This is a genomic window from Ruficoccus amylovorans, assembly GCF_014230085.1.
Taxonomy (GTDB): domain Bacteria; phylum Verrucomicrobiota; class Verrucomicrobiia; order Opitutales; family Cerasicoccaceae; genus Ruficoccus; species Ruficoccus amylovorans.
Map to the genome: position 1 here is coordinate 68524 of NZ_JACHVB010000014.1, position 22292 is coordinate 90815.

The 22292-nt window shown below is 62.8% G+C and carries 14 protein-coding genes; 5 read left to right on the top strand and 9 right to left on the bottom strand.

What is annotated here, in order from left to right:
* Nucleotides 1-236 precede the first annotated feature (236 nt).
* On the bottom strand, nt 237-1010 hold the full coding sequence (locus H5P28_RS04845; protein ID WP_185674589.1) for a DeoR/GlpR family DNA-binding transcription regulator: 774 nt from the start codon (nt 1008-1010) through the stop codon (nt 237-239).
* 281 nt (nt 1011-1291) lie between these two features.
* Here H5P28_RS04845 and H5P28_RS04850 point away from each other — a divergent pair, with 281 nt between their 5' ends.
* The 3 genes from H5P28_RS04850 (at nt 1292) to H5P28_RS04860 (ending at nt 5258) form a co-directional block, all read left to right on the top strand.
* A complete protein-coding gene (locus H5P28_RS04850) occupies nt 1292-2038 on the top strand; it encodes an MIP/aquaporin family protein (protein WP_185674590.1) in 747 nt (248 codons plus the stop codon).
* Between the two features lie 92 nt (nt 2039-2130).
* A complete protein-coding gene (glpK, locus tag H5P28_RS04855; protein WP_185674591.1) occupies nt 2131-3639 on the top strand; it encodes a glycerol kinase GlpK in 1509 nt (502 codons plus the stop codon).
* Between the two features lie 62 nt (nt 3640-3701).
* Nucleotides 3702-5258, top strand: coding sequence for a glycerol-3-phosphate dehydrogenase/oxidase (locus H5P28_RS04860; protein ID WP_185674592.1), 1557 nt, complete (start codon nt 3702-3704; stop codon nt 5256-5258).
* Nucleotides 5259-5854: 596 nt separating this feature from the next.
* Here the strand turns inward: H5P28_RS04860 and dnaE are convergent.
* The gene (gene dnaE / locus H5P28_RS04865) at nt 5855-9607 is read right to left on the bottom strand and encodes a DNA polymerase III subunit alpha (protein ID WP_185674593.1); all 3753 of its coding nucleotides are present in this window, start codon (nt 9605-9607) and stop codon (nt 5855-5857) included.
* Between the two features lie 212 nt (nt 9608-9819).
* Between dnaE and rpsU the strand changes: the two genes are divergently transcribed.
* Nucleotides 9820-10020, top strand: a complete 201-nt coding sequence (gene rpsU / locus H5P28_RS04870; protein WP_185674594.1) for a 30S ribosomal protein S21 — start codon at nt 9820-9822, stop codon at nt 10018-10020.
* A 146-nt stretch (nt 10021-10166) separates the two neighbouring features.
* On the opposite strand, the gene H5P28_RS04875 is transcribed toward rpsU, so the two are convergent.
* From H5P28_RS04875 to H5P28_RS04905, 7 genes are all read right to left on the bottom strand, one after another.
* Nucleotides 10167-10952 carry a glycosyltransferase family protein gene (locus H5P28_RS04875; RefSeq protein WP_185674595.1) on the bottom strand — a complete coding sequence of 262 codons (786 nt, stop codon included), beginning with the start codon at nt 10950-10952 and terminating at the stop codon, nt 10167-10169.
* A gap of 51 nt (nt 10953-11003) precedes the next feature.
* Complete coding sequence (locus H5P28_RS04880) at nt 11004-12278, bottom strand: glycosyltransferase (protein ID WP_185674596.1); 1275 nt, start codon at nt 12276-12278, stop codon at nt 11004-11006.
* A 27-nt stretch (nt 12279-12305) separates the two neighbouring features.
* Nucleotides 12306-14585 (bottom strand): hypothetical protein, encoded by a 2280-nt coding sequence (locus H5P28_RS04885; RefSeq protein ID WP_185674597.1) that lies wholly within the window; start codon nt 14583-14585, stop codon nt 12306-12308.
* A 297-nt stretch (nt 14586-14882) separates the two neighbouring features.
* A complete protein-coding gene (locus H5P28_RS04890) occupies nt 14883-15374 on the bottom strand; it encodes a nuclear transport factor 2 family protein (RefSeq protein ID WP_185674598.1) in 492 nt (163 codons plus the stop codon).
* A 68-nt stretch (nt 15375-15442) separates the two neighbouring features.
* A complete protein-coding gene (locus tag H5P28_RS04895; protein WP_185674599.1) occupies nt 15443-16669 on the bottom strand; it encodes an osmoprotectant NAGGN system M42 family peptidase in 1227 nt (408 codons plus the stop codon).
* A gap of 37 nt (nt 16670-16706) precedes the next feature.
* Entirely contained in the window at nt 16707-18380 is a 1674-nt protein-coding gene (gene ngg, locus H5P28_RS04900) for an N-acetylglutaminylglutamine synthetase (protein WP_185674600.1), read from the bottom strand.
* 47 nt (nt 18381-18427) lie between these two features.
* Complete coding sequence (locus H5P28_RS04905) at nt 18428-20203, bottom strand: N-acetylglutaminylglutamine amidotransferase (RefSeq protein WP_185674601.1); 1776 nt, start codon at nt 20201-20203, stop codon at nt 18428-18430.
* Between the two features lie 163 nt (nt 20204-20366).
* On the opposite strand from H5P28_RS04905, the gene H5P28_RS04910 reads away from it, so the two are divergent.
* Complete coding sequence (locus H5P28_RS04910) at nt 20367-22196, top strand: OPT family oligopeptide transporter (RefSeq protein ID WP_185674602.1); 1830 nt, start codon at nt 20367-20369, stop codon at nt 22194-22196.
* Nucleotides 22197-22292: the final 96 nt, after the last annotated feature.

A 22292-nucleotide genomic window follows, 5' to 3' on the forward strand; every position in this document is an offset into this window, starting at 1 on the left:
TGCTCCATGCGTGGCCGCGTAAGCCGTCGGGGGCTGCGCTTCTCGCCGGGGGCAACAGTATTTGGCCTGTCAGGATTTAACCTTTGTCGATGGGGCCAACGCAGTTCGTTTGAGCTGGCGTCAAGCGGCTGTTGTCCGTACCGCCGCGTTGGTGTGGCAGCAGTGATCCTAAGGGTCACAGGTCAAGGACTCTGCCCTTGAGGGCCGTGTTCGGTCGCAGCCCTGGGGCGTTCTTCTTAAACACGGTCCAGTGGGGCGGTGATGACGCGGATGCCTTGCTGGCGGTAGGGTTCCAGCAGGCCGGGGGCGGCGCGATCATCGGTCACGAGGACGTTGAGCTGGCGCGGTTGTGCGAAGATGAAGGGGCTCTTTTTCTCCAGTTTGCTGGAGTCGCACACGACGCAGATTTGCTCGGCGCGGGGGATGAGACGTTCCTTGAGCACTGCCTGGCCGGGGTTGACCTCGGAGGCCCCGATCTCGTGGTGAAGCCCGTCCACCCCGACGAAGAGCCACTTGATCATGTAGCGCTTGAGCGAATCCTCTGCCACCGCGCCGACGTAGGAGCGCGAGCGTTCCTCGTAGTTGCCACCGGTACAGATGAGGTCGTAGCCGGGGCGTCCGCCCAGGGCGACGATGACGTGGTGAGCATTGGTCAGGACGGTCAGCGGCACGGACGGCAGGTTGTCGCACATGGCCAGCACAGTGGAACTGGCGTCCATAAAGATGGTGTCGTTGGTGCCGACCAGTGCTGCCGCCGCCTGGGCGACGATGGATTTTTCGAACTGGTTGACACTCTGCCGGGCGGGCAGGGGAAGGTCGTGCCGGGAGTCGGAGGCTCGGGTGGCCCCGCCGTGGATGCGGATCACGCGCTTGGCCTCGGCCAGGGCTTCGAGGTCTTTGCGGATGGTTTCGTGGGTGACGTTGAAGGCGTCCGCCAACTCCGCGTTGGAGACGGAGCCTTCGGCCTCGATCCGGCGTAAAATCATTTCCTGGCGTTGGGCGGGGAGCATCGCGATAAATAAATCTGTCCTCCATTCTGGGGATAAAATTGGAAAATGCAAGTCATGCGCTTTGGATAACTTGCGATTGCAAGTTCTGCTCCCTTTAAGCCCAGAACAGTCGGTAGCTTGGGATCGGTGCAGTAGGGTTTTCTTGTGAAACCCAATTTTTAAAAGATGTAAGTATATGTTATTTAAGGACTTGAATATTCTATTTTTCGGTTCTACTATTTGCGTATACCTCCTCCGAAATCCCCGGTTTTACCCGGATAACCCCATACTATCCCACGCTTATGAGCCCCTATATAGCTGAATTCATTGGCACCGCATTGCTCATCCTCTTCGGTAACGGCGTAGTCGCCAATGTCGTTTTATCCAAATCCAAGGGTCAGAACTCTGGCTGGATCGTGATCACGGTCGGCTGGGGGTTGGCGGTGATGCTGGCCGTCTATTGCGTCGGGCGCATTTCCGGTGCGCATATCAATCCGGCGGTGACTCTCAGCCTGGCTTCGGCAGGGTTGTTCGACTGGGCGCAAGTGCCCGGCTACATCATCGCGCAGGTTTGCGGCGGCTTCTTCGGCTCGGTGCTGGTTTACCTCGCCTATTACGCGCACTGGGACCAGACCGAGGACCCGGCGTTGAAGCTGGCCTGTCACTCCACCGCGCCTGCCGTGCGACGCTTCGGCCCGGCGTTTATCACGGAATTCATCGGCACCGCCGTGCTGCTCTTTGTCATCCTCGCGGTGGGCAAAGTCGCCCTTGGCGCGGAGGACGCCCAGCGCATTTGGGCCACCTCTATGGGGACGTGGTTCGGGCCGCTGGTGGTGGGGTTGCTCATCGTGGCGATCGGCGTTTCGCTCGGCGGGCCGACTGGTTACGCGATCAACCCGGCCCGCGACTTTGGACCGCGTCTGGCTCACGCCTTCCTCCCCATCCCCGGCAAAGGCAGTTCCGACTGGGCCTACGCCTGGGTGCCGATTGTCGCGCCGATCCTGGGCGGTATTGCCGGGGCCAAGCTTTTTGTCTATCTTAACATGTAAAAACCCGTGGCGCCCTCAAAGCGCTTCTCCGAGTCCTCTCAACCGTTTCAGAACCCGCAACCCCTCAAACTTCTACTTAATCCCGTAGCACTATGTCCAAAGACCAATATATTATCGCCCTGGACCAGGGCACGACCAGCTCCCGCTCCATTGTTTTCGACCACAACGGCCATGTCGTGGCGGTCGCACAAAAGGAGTTTCGCCAAATCTACCCCAAGCCGGGCTGGGTCGAGCACGACCCGATGGAGATCTGGTCCAGCCAGAGCGCAACGGCGGCCGAGGCGATTTCGCGGGCGGACCTGACCACCGACTGCATCGCTGGAGTCGGGGTGACGAATCAGCGCGAAACCACCATCGTCTGGGACAAGGACAGCGGGCGGCCCGTTTACAACGCCATCGTCTGGCAGGACCGCCGCACGGCGGACTACTGCCTCAAGCTGAAGGAAGAGGGGCTCGAACCGATGGTCACGGAAAAAACCGGCCTGCGCCTGGACCCGTATTTTTCGGGGACGAAGGTGCGCTGGATCCTGGAAAACGTCTCCGGCGCGCGCGCCAAGGCCGAGGCCGGGAAACTGCTTTTTGGAACGGTGGACAGCTGGTTGATCTGGCAGTTGACAGGGCGCAAGGTCCACGTCACCGACGTAACCAATGCCAGCCGTACGCTGTTTTATAATCTGGAAAAGGACGATTGGGACGACGACCTGCTCAAGCTCTTCAACGTGCCCCGCTGCATGTTGCCCGAGATCCGCTCCAGTTCCGAAGTTTATGGTGAGGTCCAAAAGAACCTCTATCCCGGCGGCGCGTCCATCTCGGGCATCGCCGGTGACCAGCACGCCGCTCTCTTCGGGCAGGCGTGCTTCAGCCCCGGTATGGCCAAAAACACCTACGGCACCGGTTGCTTCCTGCTCATGAACATGGGCGACAAGCCCGTGCGCTCGAAGAACAACCTGCTCACCACGGTGGCCTGGCGCATCGGGGGAAAGACCGAGTACGCGCTGGAAGGTTCGGTCTTCATCGGTGGGGCGGTCGTGCAGTGGATTCGCGACGAGGTGCAGCTCGTGCGCACCGCGCAGGAGCTGGACTGGCTCGCCTCCACCGTCAAGGACGCCGGCGGCCTCTTCCTCGTGCCCGCCTTCGCCGGACTCGGTGCCCCGCACTGGGACCCGTACGCCCGGGGCGCGGCCCTTGGCATCACCCGTGGCACCAATCGTGCCCACATTTGCCGGGCGGCCCTGGAGTCGATCGCCTTCCAAAGCGCGGACCTGCTCTCGGCCATGGAAAAAGACAGCGGGCTCAAGCTCAAGGAACTGCGCGTGGACGGTGGGGCTTGCCGCAGCGACCCGCTTTTGCAGTTCCAGGCGGACTTGCTCCGCACGTCCGTCGTGCGGCCCAAGTGCATTGAAACGACCGCTCTGGGAGCGGCTTACCTGGCCGGGCTCGCGGTCGGCTTCTGGGAGAGCCGCGACGCGATCACCGAGCGCTGGGAGATGCAGCAGGAGTTCAAACCCGAGCGCTGCGACGAGGAAATGGCCCAACTGCGCAAGGGCTGGGACAAGGCCCTCGAACGTGCCAAGAACTGGGAGGAAGCTGAGGCGGAATAAGCCCGTCCCGGCTCCACCGCTTAACGCGCCAACCACTTAACGACAGAAGAAAGACATTATCTATGAAACGCTCAACCTCTCTCGACCGGGCCCAGTCCGCGGACAAGCCCTTTGACGTCATTATCATCGGGGGCGGTGCCTCCGGCCTGGGGGCGGCAGTCGATGCCGCCTCGCGCGGACACAGCGTCGCGCTCTTCGAGCAGGCGGACTTCGCCAAGGGCACTTCCAGCCGTTCGACCAAGCTGGTGCATGGCGGCGTGCGCTACCTCCAGCAGGGCAACGTCTCCCTCGTGCTCGAAGCCCTGCGCGAACGTGGCCGCCTGACCCAGAACGCCCCTCATCTGGTGCGTTCGCAGGCGTTTGTCATTCCGAACTACTCCTGGTGGGAAGGCCCCTTCTATGGCATCGGCATGAAGGTCTATGACCAACTCGCCGGTCGCCTCGGATTAGCCCCTTCGCACCACCTCAGCCGCAAGGAAACCATCGAGCAGATTCCGACGGTGGAGCAGGAGAGTCTCGTCGGCGGCGTCATTTACCACGATGGGCAGTTCGACGACTCGCGCCTCGCCGTGAACCTCGCGCAGACCGCCGAGGCGCTTGGCGCGGCCATGCTTAACTATTGCCGTTGCGTCGGGCTGGTGAAGGAAAATGATGTCGTCGCCGGTGTCGAGGTTGTGGACCAGGAGACCGGTAAGCAGTTCACTGTGCGCGGGAAAACCGTCATCAACGCGACGGGCGTCTTCGCCGACGACCTGCGCCAGATGGACGACCCGAAGGCCAAGGAAATTATCGCCGTGAGCCAAGGTATCCACATCGTGTTGCCCAAGCGCTTCCTGCCGGGTGATGCCGCCATCATGATCCCAAAGACGGCGGACGGGCGCGTGCTCTTTGCCGTGCCGTGGCATGACCGCGTGGTCGTCGGCACGACGGATACGCCGCTGCACCAGCATAGCCTGGAGCCGCGCGCGTTGGAAGAGGAACGCGAGTTTGTCTTCACCCACGCGTGCAAGTACCTGAGCACCGACCCCACGCCGGACGACGTGTTGAGTATTTTCGCCGGGTTGCGCCCGCTGGTCAAAGCTGGAGACGGCACGGACACGGCGGCGCTCTCGCGCGACCACAGCATCATCATCAGCGGTAGCGGTCTCATCACCCTGACCGGCGGCAAATGGACCACCTACCGCAAGATGGCCGAGGACGTCATCGACCAGGCGCAGACACTGGGCGGGCTGGCGGACCGCCGCTGCGAGACCGAGGAAATGCACATTCATGGCTGGACCCGCGCCACCTCGGACAAGCCGAACCTCGCCCTCTATGGCTCGGATGCGCTCAAGATTGAGGACTTGATGAAGGAAAATCCTGCGCTGAAGGAGCCGCTGCACGCCGACCTGCCCTATCAGAGGGGAGAAGTCGTCTGGCAGGTGCGGGAGGAAATGGCCCGTACGGTGGAAGACGTGCTCGCCCGGCGTACACGTTCGCTCCTGCTCAACGCCCGCGTCTCGATCGAGGTCGCCCCGGTGGTGGCCGCGCTCATGGCGAAGGAACTGGGCAAGGACGAGGCCTGGGAAAAGGCCCAGGTGGAAGCCTACACCGAACTGGCCAAGGGCTACATCTTCTAAGCCCGGCCGAGTTGGCTCAGTTCCAACCTTTGAGTCCTCCTTCCGGGGTTGCTGATATTCGCGTCATAGAAAGCAGCAACCCCGGATACGGGGCACTCTGGTAGCGTTAAGTTCAATTTAACCCCGCTGGAATATTCAGACGGGGGCAGAAAAACCTCTGGGCACTTTGGTTAACCTCCCGGAAGCGAGACGAGAGCACTTCAGGTTTTGCGCAAGGAAACTTCGCACGCAGCACAAAACCAAAAGTCTCTCACCTCAATGGCGTACAATCATCGCCGATGGGAGGTTAACCGAAGTGCCCTTGGGGGGCTTTTAGAGTGTTTTAAAAATACTGTAGCCATAATGGCTAAATGGCCAATTGCTAATTGTTGGATGCGGAACGTAGGAAATAACAATTAACCAATTAATCATTTAGCCATTCGGCCTTTTGCCGCATAGGGGGTGACGGCCTTCATGGCCCAGTACAGCCACGCTCCGGGGTAGCCGCCTTTTTGGCGGCGTAGGGGCGAAGCCCCTCAACGTCCCATGCGGCCACGCACAGGAGCCTTTCTGGCTCCGTAGGGGCGCAGCCCCTCAACGTCCCGTGCGGCCACGCACTATTTTTTGGAGCGTTCCCACTTGGGGCGTTCGGGCTCGCGGAGGGGGCGGGAGTCGAGCTCGATGCGGCGGACGGCGGGGTGCTTTTTGAGCTTCTCGTAAAGCTGGGGCACGAGCTTACAGGCTACGTAGTCGGGGCTCTCGAAGTAGAGCGCCTCGTCTTCGTTGACCATGACAGCCAGCCGCAGCTTCGTGCCGCCGCTCTCGTTGGTATCCACCAGTTCGCGCAGAAAGCGGGCGAGGTCGGCCAGCGGAGCGTCTTCGGTGCCGGTGTAAAGGGTGGCGGCGGTGACGTAGGCGGCGGCGGATTCGGCGGACATGGCTCCGATGTAGTTGGCGTTGAGCCGGGTCTCGCCGCGCTCCTCGTCGTAGCGGATCTCGCCCTCGACGAGCACGATCTTGCCGTCTTCGGCCAGGTTCTGCGCGTACTTTTCAAAGGCGTCCGGGAAGGCGTTGATCTGGTAGTAGGCCTTACGGGTGGCCAGGGTGAAAAAGGCCCACGGGCGGTTGTCCTTACGGGTGAGGCGCTTGTTGATGTTGAGCGCCACGCCGCAGAGGCGGAAGCTCTGGCGGTCGCACAGCTTGAGGTCCTCGCCGGGGATGAGGTTGTTGATAATGTCGTCGAGGCCGTGGAACTCGTTCATCGGGTGCCCGGAGACGTAGAAGCCCAGCAGTTCCTTTTCGTACTGGAGTTTTTCGGCCATGGGCATGGGCGGGCCGTCGGTGCGGATGGCACTGTGGCCGGGACCGGAATCGTCCGCGCCGTCGCTGTCGTCCATGAGCATGTCAAACATGTTGGCCTGGCCGGCCTCGCGGTCACGGGCGAGGTCGGCCACCTCGTTGATGACCTGCTCGACGGCGGCGAGCAGGTGCCCGCGGTCCACGCCGCAGTAGTCGAAGGCTCCGGTCTTGACCAGACACTCGACCACGCGGCGGTTGACGGCGGCATCGGCGGTGCGGGTGATAAAGTCGTGGAAATCGGTGAAGGGGCCGTTTTTGTCGCGTTCGGCCAGGATGATGCGGGCGGCGGCGTCGCCCACGCCTTTGATCGCGGCCAGGCCGAAGCGGATGCTCCAGGCGGCCTCGTCGCCCTTGTGCTCGTCCTTGACCGGGGTGAACATGAGACGCGACTCGTTGATGTCGGGGCCGAGCACCTCGATGTTGAGGTTTTCGCACTCCTCGATGAAGTGGGAAACCTTGTCCGCGTTACCCAGCTCGGAGGAGAGCACGGCGGCCATGAACTGGCACGGGAAGTTCGCCTTCAGGTAAGCCGTGCGGTAGCTGAGCATGGCATAGGCGGCGGAGTGCGATTTGTTGAAACCGTACTGCGCGAACTTCTCCAGAATGGCGAAAATTTCCTCGGCCTTGCGACGGTCGATGTTGTTGGTCTCCTTCGCGCCGGTGATGAAGATTTCCTTCTGGGCATCCATGACCTCCTTGATCTTTTTGCCCATGGCGCGCCGGAGAATGTCGGCGCCACCGAGCGTGTACCCGGCGATGATCTGCGCGGACTGCATGACCTGCTCCTGATAGACGAGCACACCGTAGGTTTCCTCGACCAGTTCCTTGAGGAGCGGGTGGGGGACCTGCATGGTCGAGGGATCTTTTTTGCCCTTGATGTACTGCGGGATAAACTGCATCGGGCCGGGACGGTAGAGGGCGATAAGCGCCACAATCTCGTCGATGCTGCTGGTCTCAAGCTGGCGGCAAAGCGCCTGCATCCCGCCGGACTCAAGCTGGAAGACGCCGACGGTCTTGGCGTCCTTCAGAAGCTGGAAGGTGGCCGGGTCCTCCAGGCTGACCTTTTCGATGTCAAAGTCCTCCTGGCCGGGCAACTGGCGGACGTTCTCCTGGGCGTCGGAAATGACGGTCAGGGTCTTCAGGCCGAGGAAGTCCATCTTGAGTAGGCCGAGGTCCTCGCTGGGGCCCTTGGGGTACTGCGTGGTGAGGTCGCCTTCCTGCAGGGTGACGGGGATCAGGTTCGTGATCGGCTGGTCGGCGATGATGACCCCGCAGGCGTGCTTGCCGGTGTTGCGGGTCATGCCCTCGATCACCTTGCCCTCCTCGATGATGCGCTTGGCGATGGGGTTGTGCTTGATCTCGCTCTGGAGTTCGCCGGACTTGGCCACGGCGTCGTCGAGGGAGATGTTCAGCTCGTCCGGGATCATCTTGGCCAGCTTGTCGCCCTCGGCGAAGGTCAGGTCGTTGATGCGGGCCAGGTCGCGCACGATCATCTTGGCCCCGAAGGTGCCGAAGGTGATGATGTTGGCCACGCGGTCACGGCCGTACTTGTCGCGCACGTAGTTGACCACGTCGTCGCGGCGGCGCATGCAGAAGTCCACGTCAAAGTCCGGCGGCGAGACGCGCTCCAGGTTGAGCATGCGCTCGAAGAGCAGGCCGAAGCGGAAGGGGTCGATGTCGGTGATTTTTAACACGTAGGCGACCATGCAGCCGGCGCCCGAACCGCGGCCCGGTCCGACCGGGATGCCCCGGTCGCGCGCCCACTTGATAAAGTCCCACACGATGAGGAAGTAGTCCACGAAGCCGGTGCCCGTGATGATGGCCAGCTCGTAGTCGAGTTGGTCGCAAAGCTTGAGCGCCTCGGCGTGCTTGTCGGCGTCGCCGTCGAGCTGTTTGCCCAGTTCCTCCAGTTGGTGGACCTCGTCGTAGTTCACGCCGTAGCGCTCCTGAAGACCCTGCTTGCACAGGTGGAAAAGGTAGAGGCCGTTGCTGCGGAATTTTTCCCGCGCATCCTCGTCGAGCGCGATGGTTTCCTTGCCCTCGCGGGTGAGAACGGTGTTCTTGCGCTCGACGTAGATGTCGAGCACGCGGTCGAAGTTCGCCGGGTCGGGCTGGTAGCTGAGTTCGGCGGGCTTCTCGTAAACCGGGTAGTGGTCCTCGCCGAAGGGCAGCTTCACGTCGCACATCTCGGCCACGGCGGTGGTATTGGTGAGCGAGTCGGGGCGTTCCTTGAAGACGCGCTCCATTTCTTCCCGGCTTTTCAGGTAAAACTGCTGCGAACCGTAGCGCAGGCGATTTTCCTCAGAGAGGCGCGAGCCGGTCTGGATGCACAGCAGCGAATCGTGTGGCTGGTGGTCGGAGGCGTTGACGTAGTGCACGTCGTTGGTGCACACGACTTTGAGGTCGAACTCAGTGGCGAGCTTGAGCAGGTCGGGGATGATGGCCTGCTGCTCCTTGAGCCCGTGGTCCATCAGCTCGATGATGAAAAACTCCTTCCCGAACATGTCCACGAACTTCCCGCACGCCTGGCGGGCCGACTCGTAGTCCCCGGCCATGAGAAACTGCGGGATGACCGCCGCCAGGCACCCGCTGAACGCGATCAGCCCCTCGCGGTGGTTGTAGAGATCGGTCAGGCTGACGCGCGGGTTACGGTAAAACCCCTCCGTGTGCCCCTTGGAGACGAGGCGGGTCAGGTTCTGGTAACCCTGGAAATTCCGGGCCAGCAGGCCCATGTGGTAGCTTTTCTGTTTGGCGCGCTCTTCGTTGGTAGCGCCGAGGTGGTCGTCGTAAACGAGGTAGATTTCGCAGCCCAGCAGGGGCTTGATGCCGTATTTCTTGGCCTGTTTGAAGAAGCTCGCCAGCCCGAAAAGCACCCCGTGGTCGGTGATGGAAAGGGCCTTCATGCCCAGCTCCTCGGCCCGCTGGCACAGGCGGTCAACGCGGCTGCACCCGTCGAGCAGGCTGTAGTCGGTGTGGACGTGGAGATGGACGAATTCTTTATCTTTGCACATGCGGCTCGCTTTTCTACGGGGAAACCGCCACTTTACCTCCGCCTCCCACCGCTTTTCAAGCCCCGGTCAACAGAAGTTGTTCGCCGGGTTATTCGCACCGGGAGGAGGAGAATGGCAAATCGGGTAAATTAGGTGTGATAAAAACCTTGACGCCCCGGTGCGAAAGGGTCTTTATCTCCGCTTTTCCCGAAAACGAATTTTAATCAATCCACATGCCCGTAGAAGTCAGAATCCGCAAAGGCGAGACCATGGAGAAGGCTCTCCGCCGCCTCAAGAAGAAGCTGGACCGCGAAGGTATCATCCGCGACGTCCGTGCCAACCGCTATTTCGAGAAGCCCTCGGAGGTGAAGCGCCGCAAGAACAAGGCTTCGGCGTTCAGCAACATGCTGCGCCAGCGCTACGAGAATCAGTAAGCTTTTTATCAGTTCTACCGGCCAGTCCGGTTGAGAGTTTGAACCCGGTCCCTGGTGGGCCGGGTTTTTTCGGTGTCCGGTTGGGGCCGTTGGAGCAGCAATCTGTCAGTCTCGGGACCGGGGCAGCTGACCCCCGGAAAAATTTCTCAAGCAGGGCCCCGGCCAAGCAGACGCTTCAGGCGGGTGCGCAGGGCGAGTTTGGTTTTCAGGCGGGGGAGGCATTTCTTCGCGGTCAATGGCCCGGTCATCGCGGTGCGCATGTGGAGGATTTTCGCCTGCCCGAGCAATCCCTGCCGGCGCATTTCATCCTCCATCCAGGGGCGGACATTATAGACGGTATTGGGGATCGGGGTCAGGCGCAAGGCCGTGGCCTCCGGTCGCCCGGACTCCAGGATGTGGTTGAAAAAATGCTGATCGCCGAAGTGCCCGGCCCACATGTCGGCATCATCATGCTCGCAGATGAGGTCTTGCAGGAGCTTCAGGAAGGCCTCGCAGGCCGGAGAACGGCGGTAGGCGAAGACGCCGGTATTGTAGTGCGCGCCCCCGCTGAGCGATTTTAACTCCCAACTCTGGTTCCAGTCCACATCGCAGTCCTTGGCGATGCATATATCCGCCTCCTCCAGCAGCGAGAACAGCTCCCAGAGCGGGGCCTGTACAAAGGCGTCGGTGTCGAGAAAGAGCGTCTGCTCGAAGGGGCTGAGCAACAGGCTGCGGGCCTTGAGCTTGTGCGCGTTGGCCGTGCCGTCCTCAAGGTGAATGAGGGTGGAAAAGGGCTTGGGCCGCTCGGTGGTCAACTCGGTGCACAGGGCGATGGGCAGGCCCGGCATGTATTTGCTGACCTGCCGGGCGTTGTAGATCGCCTCCCGCAGGAAGGCGTCCTTGCCGGTAGCGACAAACAGGCACCCGCGCTGCTGGCTCTCACTTGCTGACATGATTAACAGAGAAGACCAGCGAGGCGAAAATAGCGAGGAACTTCTATCGGCTCAGGACCAGATCGCGGCTCCGGCGGAAGCGGCTTTTTCGAGGGCCAGCCGCCATTCAGCCTCGCAGCGACCGAGGAATTTCTCCCAGCCGCTAAGCGTTCCAGCGCTGCCGTAGTCCGCTATGGCCTCCGCGTACAGTTCGCACATGCGGCCCATGCAGGCGTCGAGTGAGAAGGCCTCGGCGGTCTCTCGCAGACTGGCTTCGAGGGCGTTTCTGTCCTCCGGCGAGCCGTTGCGGAGGCGTTGGTAAAGCTCGTCGGCGGCCTCGGCGAACTGCTCGGGGCTGGCGTCACCGGCGAGCAGACGGCCATTGGAACCGTCGCGGACGACTTCACGCGCGCCGGGTGCGTCGAGGGCGACGACCGGCTTGCCGCAGGTCATGGCTTCGGCCAGTACCATGCCCTGAGTCTCGGACTTGGAGGAAAAAACAAACAGGTCCAACGCGTGGTAGGCGTCGGCCAAGTCCTGCCCTTCCAGCTTCCCGGCGAAATGGCAGCGCGGGCCGATTCCGGCTTTTTCGGCGCTGGCGCGCATTTTTTCCTCCTCAGGGCCGTAGCCGACGACGAGGAAGTGGCAGCTCTCGTTTTTCCTTAAAAAGGCGGTCACCGCTTCCATCAGGTAGGGAAGGTTTTTCTCCGGGGCGAGCCGCCCCACGTGCCCGAGGGTGAAGGCATCGGCGGGGATGCCCAGGCGTTCGCGCACGGCCTGCGGCTCGGCGGGGCGGAAGCGCTCCGGGTCGATCCCGGTGGGGATGACACGGATGGGCTGCTTGAGTTCGCGCTCCAGCAGCATCTGCTCGATGCTCGCGCTGGGGGCGACCACGAGGTCCGCGAGGCTGGAGTAGTTGAGCGCGATTTCCCGGGCCAGCGCCTTGAGGGCGTCGGAGTCCTCGAGGATGTAGTGCGCGTAGTCCTCATAGCGCGTGTGATGGGTAAAGATCAGCGGACGGCCCTCCTGATAGGCGATACGCAGGGCTGAGTCGCCCATCAGGAAGGGGTGATGCGAGTGCACTATGTCGGGTGCAAAGGCTTCGATCCGGTTTACGGCGTCCAGCCCCAGCGGCAGCCGCACCGAGAAGTCAGAGCCGTTGAAATTCTGGATAGCCGGCACGCGCAGGACGCCGGGCTCCTCTCCCTCGGGGATGTCCGGAAACTCCGGGGCGATGACGAGCGTCTCGTGCCCGTGGGCCTGGAGCCACTCGACCTGCGTGGAGACCGAGCGGGCGACCCCGCCGACATGCGGCGGGTAGGTGTTGGTGAACATGGCGATTTTCATCGGTGGCGGTGTTGAGGGGGAGGGCGTTTAGCGAGCGGTTTGGGCGGGCGAAGTTTGCCCCGTTGGGCTGGTGTAATTGCGCGACAATATGAGCGCTTTGGTCCCGCCCGGCAAGTCCTGCCCGGTGAATCCCGGAATCCGCACTTGCAGGCGCGGGGCCTTGTCGCGCCACTCTCCGAGGATGCGGAGCTGCCATTGGCCGTCGAGCGGTTCCAGTTCGAGCGTGACCGGGCCGAAACGTGTCAGTGTGGGTCCGTAGGCCATCGGCTCGTCGGCCTCAAACCATTCAGGGAAAAGCCCTTCGCCCAGAATGAGTCCGTCCTCGCTCTCACGGATAAAGAGCGCGCGCATCATTTCGCACCATTCGGCGGCGGCCCAGCCATGCTCGCCGTCGCCCATGCAGCCGCCGAGCGTGCGTGGGTGGACCGCTTCGGGCCACTTGCCGGTGGGGGAGGCGAGGCGCGTGCAGGCCTTGACGATGCGGCGGCAGCGCTCGTCGCCCCGGCGCAGGAAGGTCTGGGCCAGCGCCAGCGAGAGGTAGATGTTGAGGCCGGAGTGGATCATGTCCTGAAAGAACGCATCCTCCAGGAAGCAGTGCTGCCAGAGCCAGTTGGCGGTGCGCGTGATGCGCTCGTCGGGCAGAAAGGTCTGCTCCAGCGGGTAATCGACCACCATCGAGCCGACCGCTCCTGAGTCCATCCTCCGGTGCGGTGAGGCGGGTATGCCGCCGTGAGTGCGGCGCTCGGGGAGGGCTTCGATATTGGCCCGCAGGTCCTTTTCAAATGCGGTGGCTTCACGCCGGAACTCATCGGCCAATGCGTTCTCGCCGCGTCGGGCGAAAATCGCGGCAGCGCAGCGCAGCCCGGCAATGCCCCAGAAGTCGTCCCAGTAGTAGTAGTCATTCGGCCCGAGGTGCTCGGCGCTGAAGCCTGCCGGAAACAGGCCGGGGTGCTTCGAGTCGGAAGACTTGCGCTTACGCACGATCCAGCGGGCCGCGTTGAGCAGGGACTTGTGGTCCGGGGCATCGAGCTGTTGGCCGGTGAGTTGTTCCCAGCGGTCCACGATCCACAAAACCTGTCCGTTGGAGTCCCATTCGCCCTCCTGTGAGTGGAAGTAGCCGTCGTGCCGCTGCCGGTCGGTGAAGGTGGCCAGCGTGCGCCGGACGGTTTCCGCGTCGTTGTTGCCGAGAAAGGCGTTGGCCATCAGGCAGGCGTCGCGGAACCAGAACCGCCGGTAAGTGTAAGGGCCGGGAACGATCTCCGGCTCGGCCAGTAGTGCGAGTGTGTGTTGCGAACTTTCAAAAACCTCCCGCATCCGTGTGTCCGGGATCTCCAGCTTCGTGCGTTGGCGATTGAAGCTCTCCCAGTTCGGGAAGGCAACCGTGCGGCGGTGTTCGGTGGCTTCGAGCGGGATCTGGTAGGAGGTGGTGAAAACCTCGTGGGCGCGGACGCGCCAGGCCGCCGCCGCCGAGGCCAGCCCCGCGGGGCAGGTCTGCGCTGTGTCGAGCCGGTGCGGATCGGCCAGCGCCCGGCCGACATCGCCCCGGTGGTAGTCCGACATGACGACGCGCTCCGGCGGATGCTCCAGGTGGAGTCGGTGGTTTTCATTGACGGTAAAAGTGCTGCCCTCGCGGGCAATCTCATCGACGAAGCGCACGCCCTCGGGGTTGCTCGGGCGGATGGCCACGACCAGCCAACCGTCGGCTTCGGCGCGCAAGCCCGCCTGAGTGAGCAGGGTGGGGTGCCCGGCCTTGCGGGTGATCCCGGTGTTGAGCGAGAGCCGGGCGACGGCGGTGTTTACCTCGGTCAGCACCTGATGCTGGTCGCCCATGAGCAGGACTTGCTCGGCCTCGGCGGTGTAGGCAGGTAGGACGCGCCGCCCGTCGTCGGCCACAAACCAGTGGTCGATGGACCAGCCGTCGTGAAAAGGCGTGACGAGTCCGCGCGGATCGACCAGCGCCAGCGCCTCCTCGCCCGGCAGGCCGACCGCGGTCCAGTTGCGGTGGGTGAGGTTGATGTGGCTGAAGGAAAACGCACGCGGGATGAAGGACACGTCGCGCGGGTTGAACTGCCGCGCGATCCAGTAGGGCCAGATCCAGTCGAGGTTGTTCTGGATGACCTTGGTGTTGATGAGTCCGCGCGCGTGGAAGGCGGCTCCGGCCCGGAGCAACTCCATCGGCTCCTGCACCTCGGAGGGTTGTGAAAATTGCCTGAGCCGCGCCATGAAAGCGAACGGATCGAGGAAGCCGTGCCGGGTGGTGGCACGCCGGAGAAAATAGCGCCAGGGTAGCCAACGGAGTAAGTTCATAGCGGGACCTTGCGTTGCAGGGGGTGAGACGCGCAAACGCCTTGAGGGTTCGCTGAGAATATAGCCAGAAATCACAAGACTCTCAAGTCAGCGCCCAAGAAAAACGTGGAGAAGATGAGCAAAAAATACGATGAACAGTGCCGCGTTTCGTTTATGCCACGGTTTTTACGCAGGTCCGGTTGATCAGCGCGGACACGCGCTAAGGATGTAGTTGCCGACGGATACAGGAAGCCTGCCGTATTACATTGTTACGTCGGCCTGACACAGTGTGTCCATGCCGCGAGTGAATGCTGGAGCTCAGTCGTTGGCGGGCTGGACGCGGGAGATGAGCCAGTCGCCGTCCACCTTTTGCCACTCGATGAGATAGCGGTCCTTGTGGCGCTCACTGTCGCCCCCGATAACGACGGTGGCCGTGGCAGTGAGCAGAACAGAGGCTCGCTGCCCGTCCTCGGAGACATTGACCGTGCGGTTGCCCAGGCTGACGTCCGAGCTGCTGACCCGGGTGCGGATGCCAGCCATCGCCCCGGTCAGTTCTTTGCGATCAGTCGTGCGGGAAAGCTGCGGGATGAGCCGGACCTCGGCATCCTCGGTGAAAAAGTCCGCGATCTGCCTGGCCGCTCCCAGGCTCTGCAACTGGGTTTCGTTGGCGGGCTTGGAGCCAAGCTGCTCCAGCTTGTCGAGACGGCGGTGGATTTGCTGCTCGTCGTCATCGCGGCCCAGCAGGATAAACCCGAGCACGACCGCCACGATGAGCGCACTGATTCCGGCCAGTTTCGCGTACTGCATCATGGTTATTAATTATCACATGAGACGGAAAAGGCTAGTCCAGACGGCGATTTTCTTGGCAGAGTATACGCTTATTTTTTCCGTGGGGACTTGGAGGATGCCTGCGGTTTTTGTTCCGGCGCGGAGGGCGGGATCTGAGCCTGAGACTCGGTCTGCTCAAGCTGAGTCAAAGGCACATCAGTCTTGCGCACCTGTGGGAAGGTTTTGAGCGAGCCGAGTTGCGAGCGCTGCTTCTGGTAAACCAGATGCGTCTGGCAGTACGCGATGATGAGCCGGGTGACGCTGGTGAGCGCGTCCAGGTGCGTGCGCTCGTAGCCGTGCGAGGCGTCAACCCCGAAGGTGACAAGCGCGGTGCGGATGTCGTTGCCCGCCTCCAGCGCCGAGGAGCTGTCGCAGCGGTAGTATTTGAAAACATCGCGCTGGTGCGGGATGGTGTTTTTGGCGCACAGGTTGAGCAGGTGATGCGTCAGGTGGTAGTCGAAGGGGCCGGTCGAGTCGGCCATGGCCATGGTCACGCCGTGTTCGCTGGAGTTCTGGCCGGGAGCGACGGTGCCGTTGTCGATGGAGACCATTTCGGCCACGTCCCCGTGGAGCACGGCGGACGCGCCCGAACCGACCTCCTCGGAGATGGTGAAGAGCAGGTGGCACTCGACGGGCAGCTCGATCTTGTGGTCCATGATGTATTTGGCCGCCGTGAGCATGGCTGCCACGCCGGCCTTATCGTCGAGGTGACGGGAGTTGAGATAGCCGTTCTGCAAAAGCTCGGCCTGCGAATCCACCCCAACGAAATCTCCGACCTGCACGCCGCCTTTGATCAAATCCTCACGGCTGGCGAAATCTTCGTCTATGCGAAGTTCGAGGTTTTCCCAGACGCCGGGCTGGGTGTCGATGGCGTCGTTGAAGGTATGCCCCGAGGCCTTCAGCGGGAGAATCGTCCCGCGGTGAATGCCGCTGTCAGTGTAGAGCGAAACCCGGGCCCCTTCAGCGAAGCGTGCCGACCACGTACCGACCGGCACGAGTCCAACGCGGCCGTTGTCCTTGAGAGATTTGACCATTGCCCCGAGCGTATCGACGTGACCGACGATAGCGCGGTCCGGGCTGTAGGCCCGACCGGGCAGGGTGGTGCGAACCGCGCCCCGGCGTGTCAGTTCGTAGGGTAGTCCGAGCGCGTCCAGTTCGTTGCACAGCTCGCGCACGATCGGGTCGGTATAGCCCGAGGGGCTGTGAATGCCCAGAAGCCTGAGCAGAACCTGTTGCAGGTAATCGGTGTCGGGGCCGTCCGGTTGCTTTTTACTCATGAGTGTGCGGGACAATATACGTGCTCGCGCGGGCGTTTCAAGCGCCGGGCGCAGGGGGAGTAACCGTCTGCGGGAAAAGAAAGTCGATGAACTTCTCTGCGGTCGGCTGCGGTTCGTGGTTGGCGAGGCCGGGACGCTCGTTCGCCTCGATGAAGACGTACTCGGGCCGGTCGGGCGAGGTCACGATGAGGTCCAGGCCCACCACCGGGATGTCGAGCGCACGGGCGGCGCGGATGCTGGCGTCGGCCAGTACCGGGTGAAGCTGCTCCGTGACATCGTGAATGGTGCCGCCGGTGTGGAGGTTGGCGGTCTTGCGCACGGGGATGGACAATTCCTTTTCCAGCACGTCGTCGAGCGCGTAGCCGGCCATGCGCACGCAGCGCTCGGTCTCGTCGTCGAGCGGGATTGTGCTCTCCCCGCCGGTGGCGGCGGAGCGGCGGCGGCTGAGGCGTTCGATCAGGTCGCGCACGGTGTGTGTGCCGGTGCCTGTGACACTCGGCGGGCGGCGCACGGCGGCGGCCACGACCTCCTGGTTGATGACGATGACGCGCAGGTCCTGACCCTCGACGTATTGCTCGATCAATACAGCGTCGTCATGCACGCGCGCCTTGTCGATGGCCTTTTTCAGCGACTCCTCCGAGCGCACGTCCACGGAGATGCCCTGGCCCTGCTCGCCGTGGAGCGGCTTGACGACGACACTCTTGTGCGTGTTGAGAAAGCGCAGTTCACGGCGCGGATCGCCAGCCATGATCTGATCGGGGGTGCAAAGGTCTTCGGCGTTCAGAAGCTCGCGGGTGAACTGCTTGTCCTCGGCCCGCTTGAGTGCGATGGCGCTGGTCAGCTCGCTCAGCGACTCCCAGCAGGTGACGCTGCGCCCTCCCAGGCTGAGCCTGAAGTACCCGCGCTCGGGCGAGAGCGGGTCCACCGCAACGCCGCGCCGGAGGGCTTCATTAATGATAATGGCGGCGTACGGGTTGTAGCCCTCGGGGGCGGGCGCGCCGACGAAGAGTCGCTCGTTGATGCGGTTGCGGCGCTTGGCGGCAAAGATGTAGATGCGCTCGAAGCCGAGCTTCTCGTACAGGCGCTGGGCTTTTATGTTGTCATGGATGACGGATACATCCATGCCGGTTCGCCCGCGCTTGCCGTAGTACCGGATCAGGTGGTCAACCAGCGCCAGTCCGACGCCGGGCAGCTCCGCGCGGGGGTCCACCGCCAGCGCCCACAGGCTGCACCGCTCGGGCATGTGCTCGCCGCAGCATTTATGGTCCACGCCCATGGTTGCGCCGATGATTTCGCGTGTGTCGCTCTGGACCGCGACGAAGTAGGTAAAGGCTTCCTGGGCGCGCTCCTTCCAGACGTATTCCTTGTCCACCGGCACCATGTTAAGCGCCGAGTAGATGCGGTTGACCTCGTCCAGGTCCTCCTTGTGCATGACCTCGCGAATCTCGAATCCGGCGGGTTCGTGCGCGGGCGGCTTGTACTTGCTGAAATCAAGCCGGTAGGTGTTTGAGGGGTCGAGGAATATCTGCTGCGGGGCGCAGTTGAGGACCAGGTGCGGGTCCAGCAGGTACAGCGCGATGTCGCGCTGGTCGTCGCGCTCGCAGAGAATGGCCTCGGCCAGAGACTCGGGAGAGGGAAAGGTGTCGGCGAACAGCAGGCGGCCCCAGCCGCATTGCAGGATCGTGCCGGGCTTGGTCTGGATGACTTCCATGGCGGTAGTGGTTTTTAACTACGTATCGGAAAAAGACTACGGTATCGTCAGCCGATGCCGTGAGACTGGAGCCACAGCTCCAGCAGCGAGAGCTGCCAAAGCTTCGAGCCGCGCAGCGGCGTGATGTGATCCTCGGGCGAGGCCAGGAGCTTGTCCACGTAGGCGGGCTGGAAAAGGCCTCGGCTGCGGGCGGTGTCGTTGCACAGAGCGTCGCGGGCCAGTTCGAGGAACTCGCCGCGCAGGTACTTGAGGGCGGGGACGGGGAAGTAGCCCTTCGGGCGGTCGATGACCTCGGCCGGGATGACGCGCCGGGCGGCTTCCTTGAGTACGTACTTGCCGCCGTCCTTGATTTTCAGTTCGGGGGGGACGCGGGCCGCGAACTCCACGACCTCGTGGTCGAGGAAGGGCACGCGGGCCTCCAGCGAAGCGGCCATAGTGTTGTTGTCCACGCGCTTGACCGGGTCGTCCACCAGCATGACCTGAGCGTCCAGGCGCATGGCCTTGTCGATAGCGGCGTCCGCGCCGGGGCGTTCGAAGTGTTCCTTGACAAACTCGCGGGCGAAGTCTCCCTGCTGCCACTTTTTCTCCACCACCTCGCAGTACTCGGTGTAGTCGCGGTCGAAGAATGCCTGGGCGTAGCTGGCGAGCGGGTCGGTGGCGCTCATCATAGGCGGGTACCAGTGGTAGCCGCCGAAAATCTCGTCTGCACCCTGGCCGCTCTGAACGACTTTGACGAACTTCGCCACCTCCTGCGAGAGCAGGTAGAATCCCACGTTGTCGTGGCTGACCATCGGCTCGGACATTTGCGCGATGCAGCTCTTGAGGGCGGGCAGGGCGCGGGTCGAGTCGATAGGGAGTTGGTGGTGGCTGGTCTGGAAGTGCCGGGCGATCACGTCGGAGTATTTGAACTCGTCGCCGGACTCGCCGCCCACCGACTCGAAGCCGATGGAAAAGGTCTCAATCTGCTGGCTGCTGTGCTCGGCCAGCAGGCCCACGATCAGGCTGGAGTCGAGGCCGCCGGAGAGCAGAACGCCGACCGGCACGTCGGCCACGAGGCGGCGCTTGACGGCGCGGCGCATAACATCGAGCGTGGCGTCTTCCCAGTCGGACTGGCTGAAATTCTTTTCCTCCTCACGCGCCCCGTATTGGATATCCCAATACGGACGCTGCGTCATTTTTCCGTCCGGATCGACGATGGCCACGGTGGCCGGAGGGAGCTTTTTGACGCCGTTGAGAATGGTACGCTCGGGGGGAACCACCGAATGGAATGTCATGTAGTGGTTGAGCGCTACAGGGTCGAGCGAGGTGTCCACGCCGCCCGCCGCCAGCAGGGCGGGCAGGGTGGAGGCAAAGCGCAGGCAGGATGCGTCCTTGGTGTAGTACAAGGGCTTGATCCCGAGCCGGTCACGGGCCAGGGTGATCCGTCCGCTATCGCGCTCCAGAATGGCAAAGGCGAACATGCCGTTGAGCCGCTTGACGCAGTCCGCCCCCCAGGCGTGGAAGGCCTTGATGATGACCTCGGTGTCGCCGTGGCTGAAGAAGCGGTAGCCCTTGCCCTCCAGTTCGGTGCGCAGTTCCGGGTAGTTGTAGATGGCACCGTTGTAGACGATGGTGAGGCCCAGATCGGCGTCCACCATCGGCTGTTGGGCGGCCTCGCTCAAGTCGATAATCTTGAGCCGCCGGTGGCCGAGCACAGTCGCTCCGCGAGCCACCAGGCCGTCACCGTCAGGTCCCCGGGGGACCATCGTATCCATCATTCGTGCGACCTGCGCCGGGTCGGGCGCACGTCCGTTAAATTGCATGATTCCGCTTATTCCACACATAATGAGGTGAGAGTGTCCGGGCGAAGGGAGCGCCGGACGATAGTCACGGTAACCATCTCACAGGCGTTTGGATGTGTCAAAGGCTAATGGCTGAAAAGCCTGATTTGATGAGCCTTACAGGTTGCCCTTGCCTTGCGAGGCTCATCTAGTCTATGTCTGCGGGATGGCCCCGGCTCCGGAAAGACAACTGACCGTCCGCGCGATCGTTACCGGCTTTGTGTTGGGAGCGCTGCTTGCCCCGTGTAACATTTATACCGGCCTGCGTATCGGCTTTTCGTTTAACATGTCCATCGCCGCCGCGTTGTTGAGCTACGCGTGGTGGAACGGCCTGCACCGCTTCGGTGCGGCGAAGCACTGGGGCTTGCTGGAGAACAATATCAACCAGACAGCAGCGTCTTCGGCGGCCTCGATTTTGTCCGCCGGGCTGGTCGCGCCCATCCCGGCGCTGACGCTTATCACGGGGCATGAAATGTCCTACCCGGTGCTGGCTTTGTGGGTGTTTACGGTGAGCTTCGCCGGAATCGCCTGCGCGCTGGCAGTGCGCCGCCAGATGCTGGAGCGCGAGGGCTTGCCGTTCCCCAATGGCGTGGCCACGGCCGAGACGATCACCGAAATCTACGCGCGGGGGCGGGAGGCTGCTTCCCGCGTGCGGGCGCTGCTCGGGGCCGGGGTGCTTTCGGGAGGGATCTTTCTTTATGGGGCGTTTATCAAGACGCTGCCGAATCTCGGCCCGCCGGCGAACTGGGGCTTCAAGGCTCCGGCTAATGTCGCCGCGCAGGGTGTCGAGCGGGTGAGCTGGCGCGCGCTCGGCGTTGAGTTGCAACCCTCGCTCCTGCTGCTGGGGTTCGGGGCCATCGTGGGGCCGCGCGTGGGGGTGTCGCTTCTGCTCGGGACGTTGATCGCGTGGATGGCGTTGCCGGAGCAGTTGCTGGCGCGTGGCTGGGCGCAACCGGCACTCGGCGGGCTGAGTTGGTACGAGGTCATGCTGGAGTGGTTGCTGTGGCCGGGGGTGAGCCTGATGGTCGCCGGGGCGCTGACTTCGTTCGCTCTGTCGATGGTGAAAATTTTCAAAGCAAAGCTCGCCCGCCGGCGTGGCCGCTACGTGGACACCGACCCGGAAACAAGCGCCGCCGACGAGGCCGCGAATGCGCCCGGCGGTGCGCGGTATTTTTCCAAAAAATGGTTCATGGTCATGGTGGCGGTGGCGTTCGTTTCTTGCGTGGTGGCGCAGCAGTGGATTTTTAATATCCCGCTGTGGCTGGGGACGGTGGCTTTCGGGCTGTCGTTCCTGCTGGCAGTGGTGGCGGCCCGCGTCTCGGGGGAGACGGGCATCCCACCCATTGGCGCGCTGGGCAAGATCACGCAGGTGACCTTCGGCTTTCTGTCTCCGGCCAATACCACGGTCAACCTCATGACCGCGAACGTCACCGGCGGGGCTGCCGGGCAGTGCTCCGACCTGCTGCACGACCTCAAGACGGGTAAACTCATCGGTGCGAGCCTGCGGGCGCAGATCGTGGCGCAGATGTTCGGTATCCTCGCCGGTTCGCTGGCGGGCTGCGCCGCCTACCTCATCCTGATCCCCAACCCGCAGGAGATGCTCTTGACCGAGGACTGGCCCGCGCCCGCTGTGGCCACCTGGAAGGCCGTGGCCGAAGTCCTGGCAGAGGGGCTGGACACGATCCCGGACGGCTGCGGTCCGGCGGTGGTGGTCGCCGTGGTGATCGGCGTCGTGCTGGCCTGTCTGGAGTCGCTGTTGCCGCCACGGCACCGTCACTGGGTGCCGAGCGCGTCGAGCCTGGGCTTCGCGTTTATCATTCCGCCTTTTATCAGCCTGGGGATTTTTATCGGCTCGATGCTGCGCGTGATCGCCGAGCGCTTCTGGAAGCACTGGAGCGCGAAGTACCTGATCGTCCTCGCCGCCGGGCTGGTGGCTGGTGAGAGCCTGGCCGGGGTGGTGCAGGCGGTGATCAGTTTTTTCAAGGCCGGCCTATAGCACCGGGAGGATGGCTTTTTGACTGCTTGCAGGGTGCAGTCTGGCTTATGACTGGAATAAGCCCACTTGCTGGCTGGCTATAAGCGTTTTTTAAGC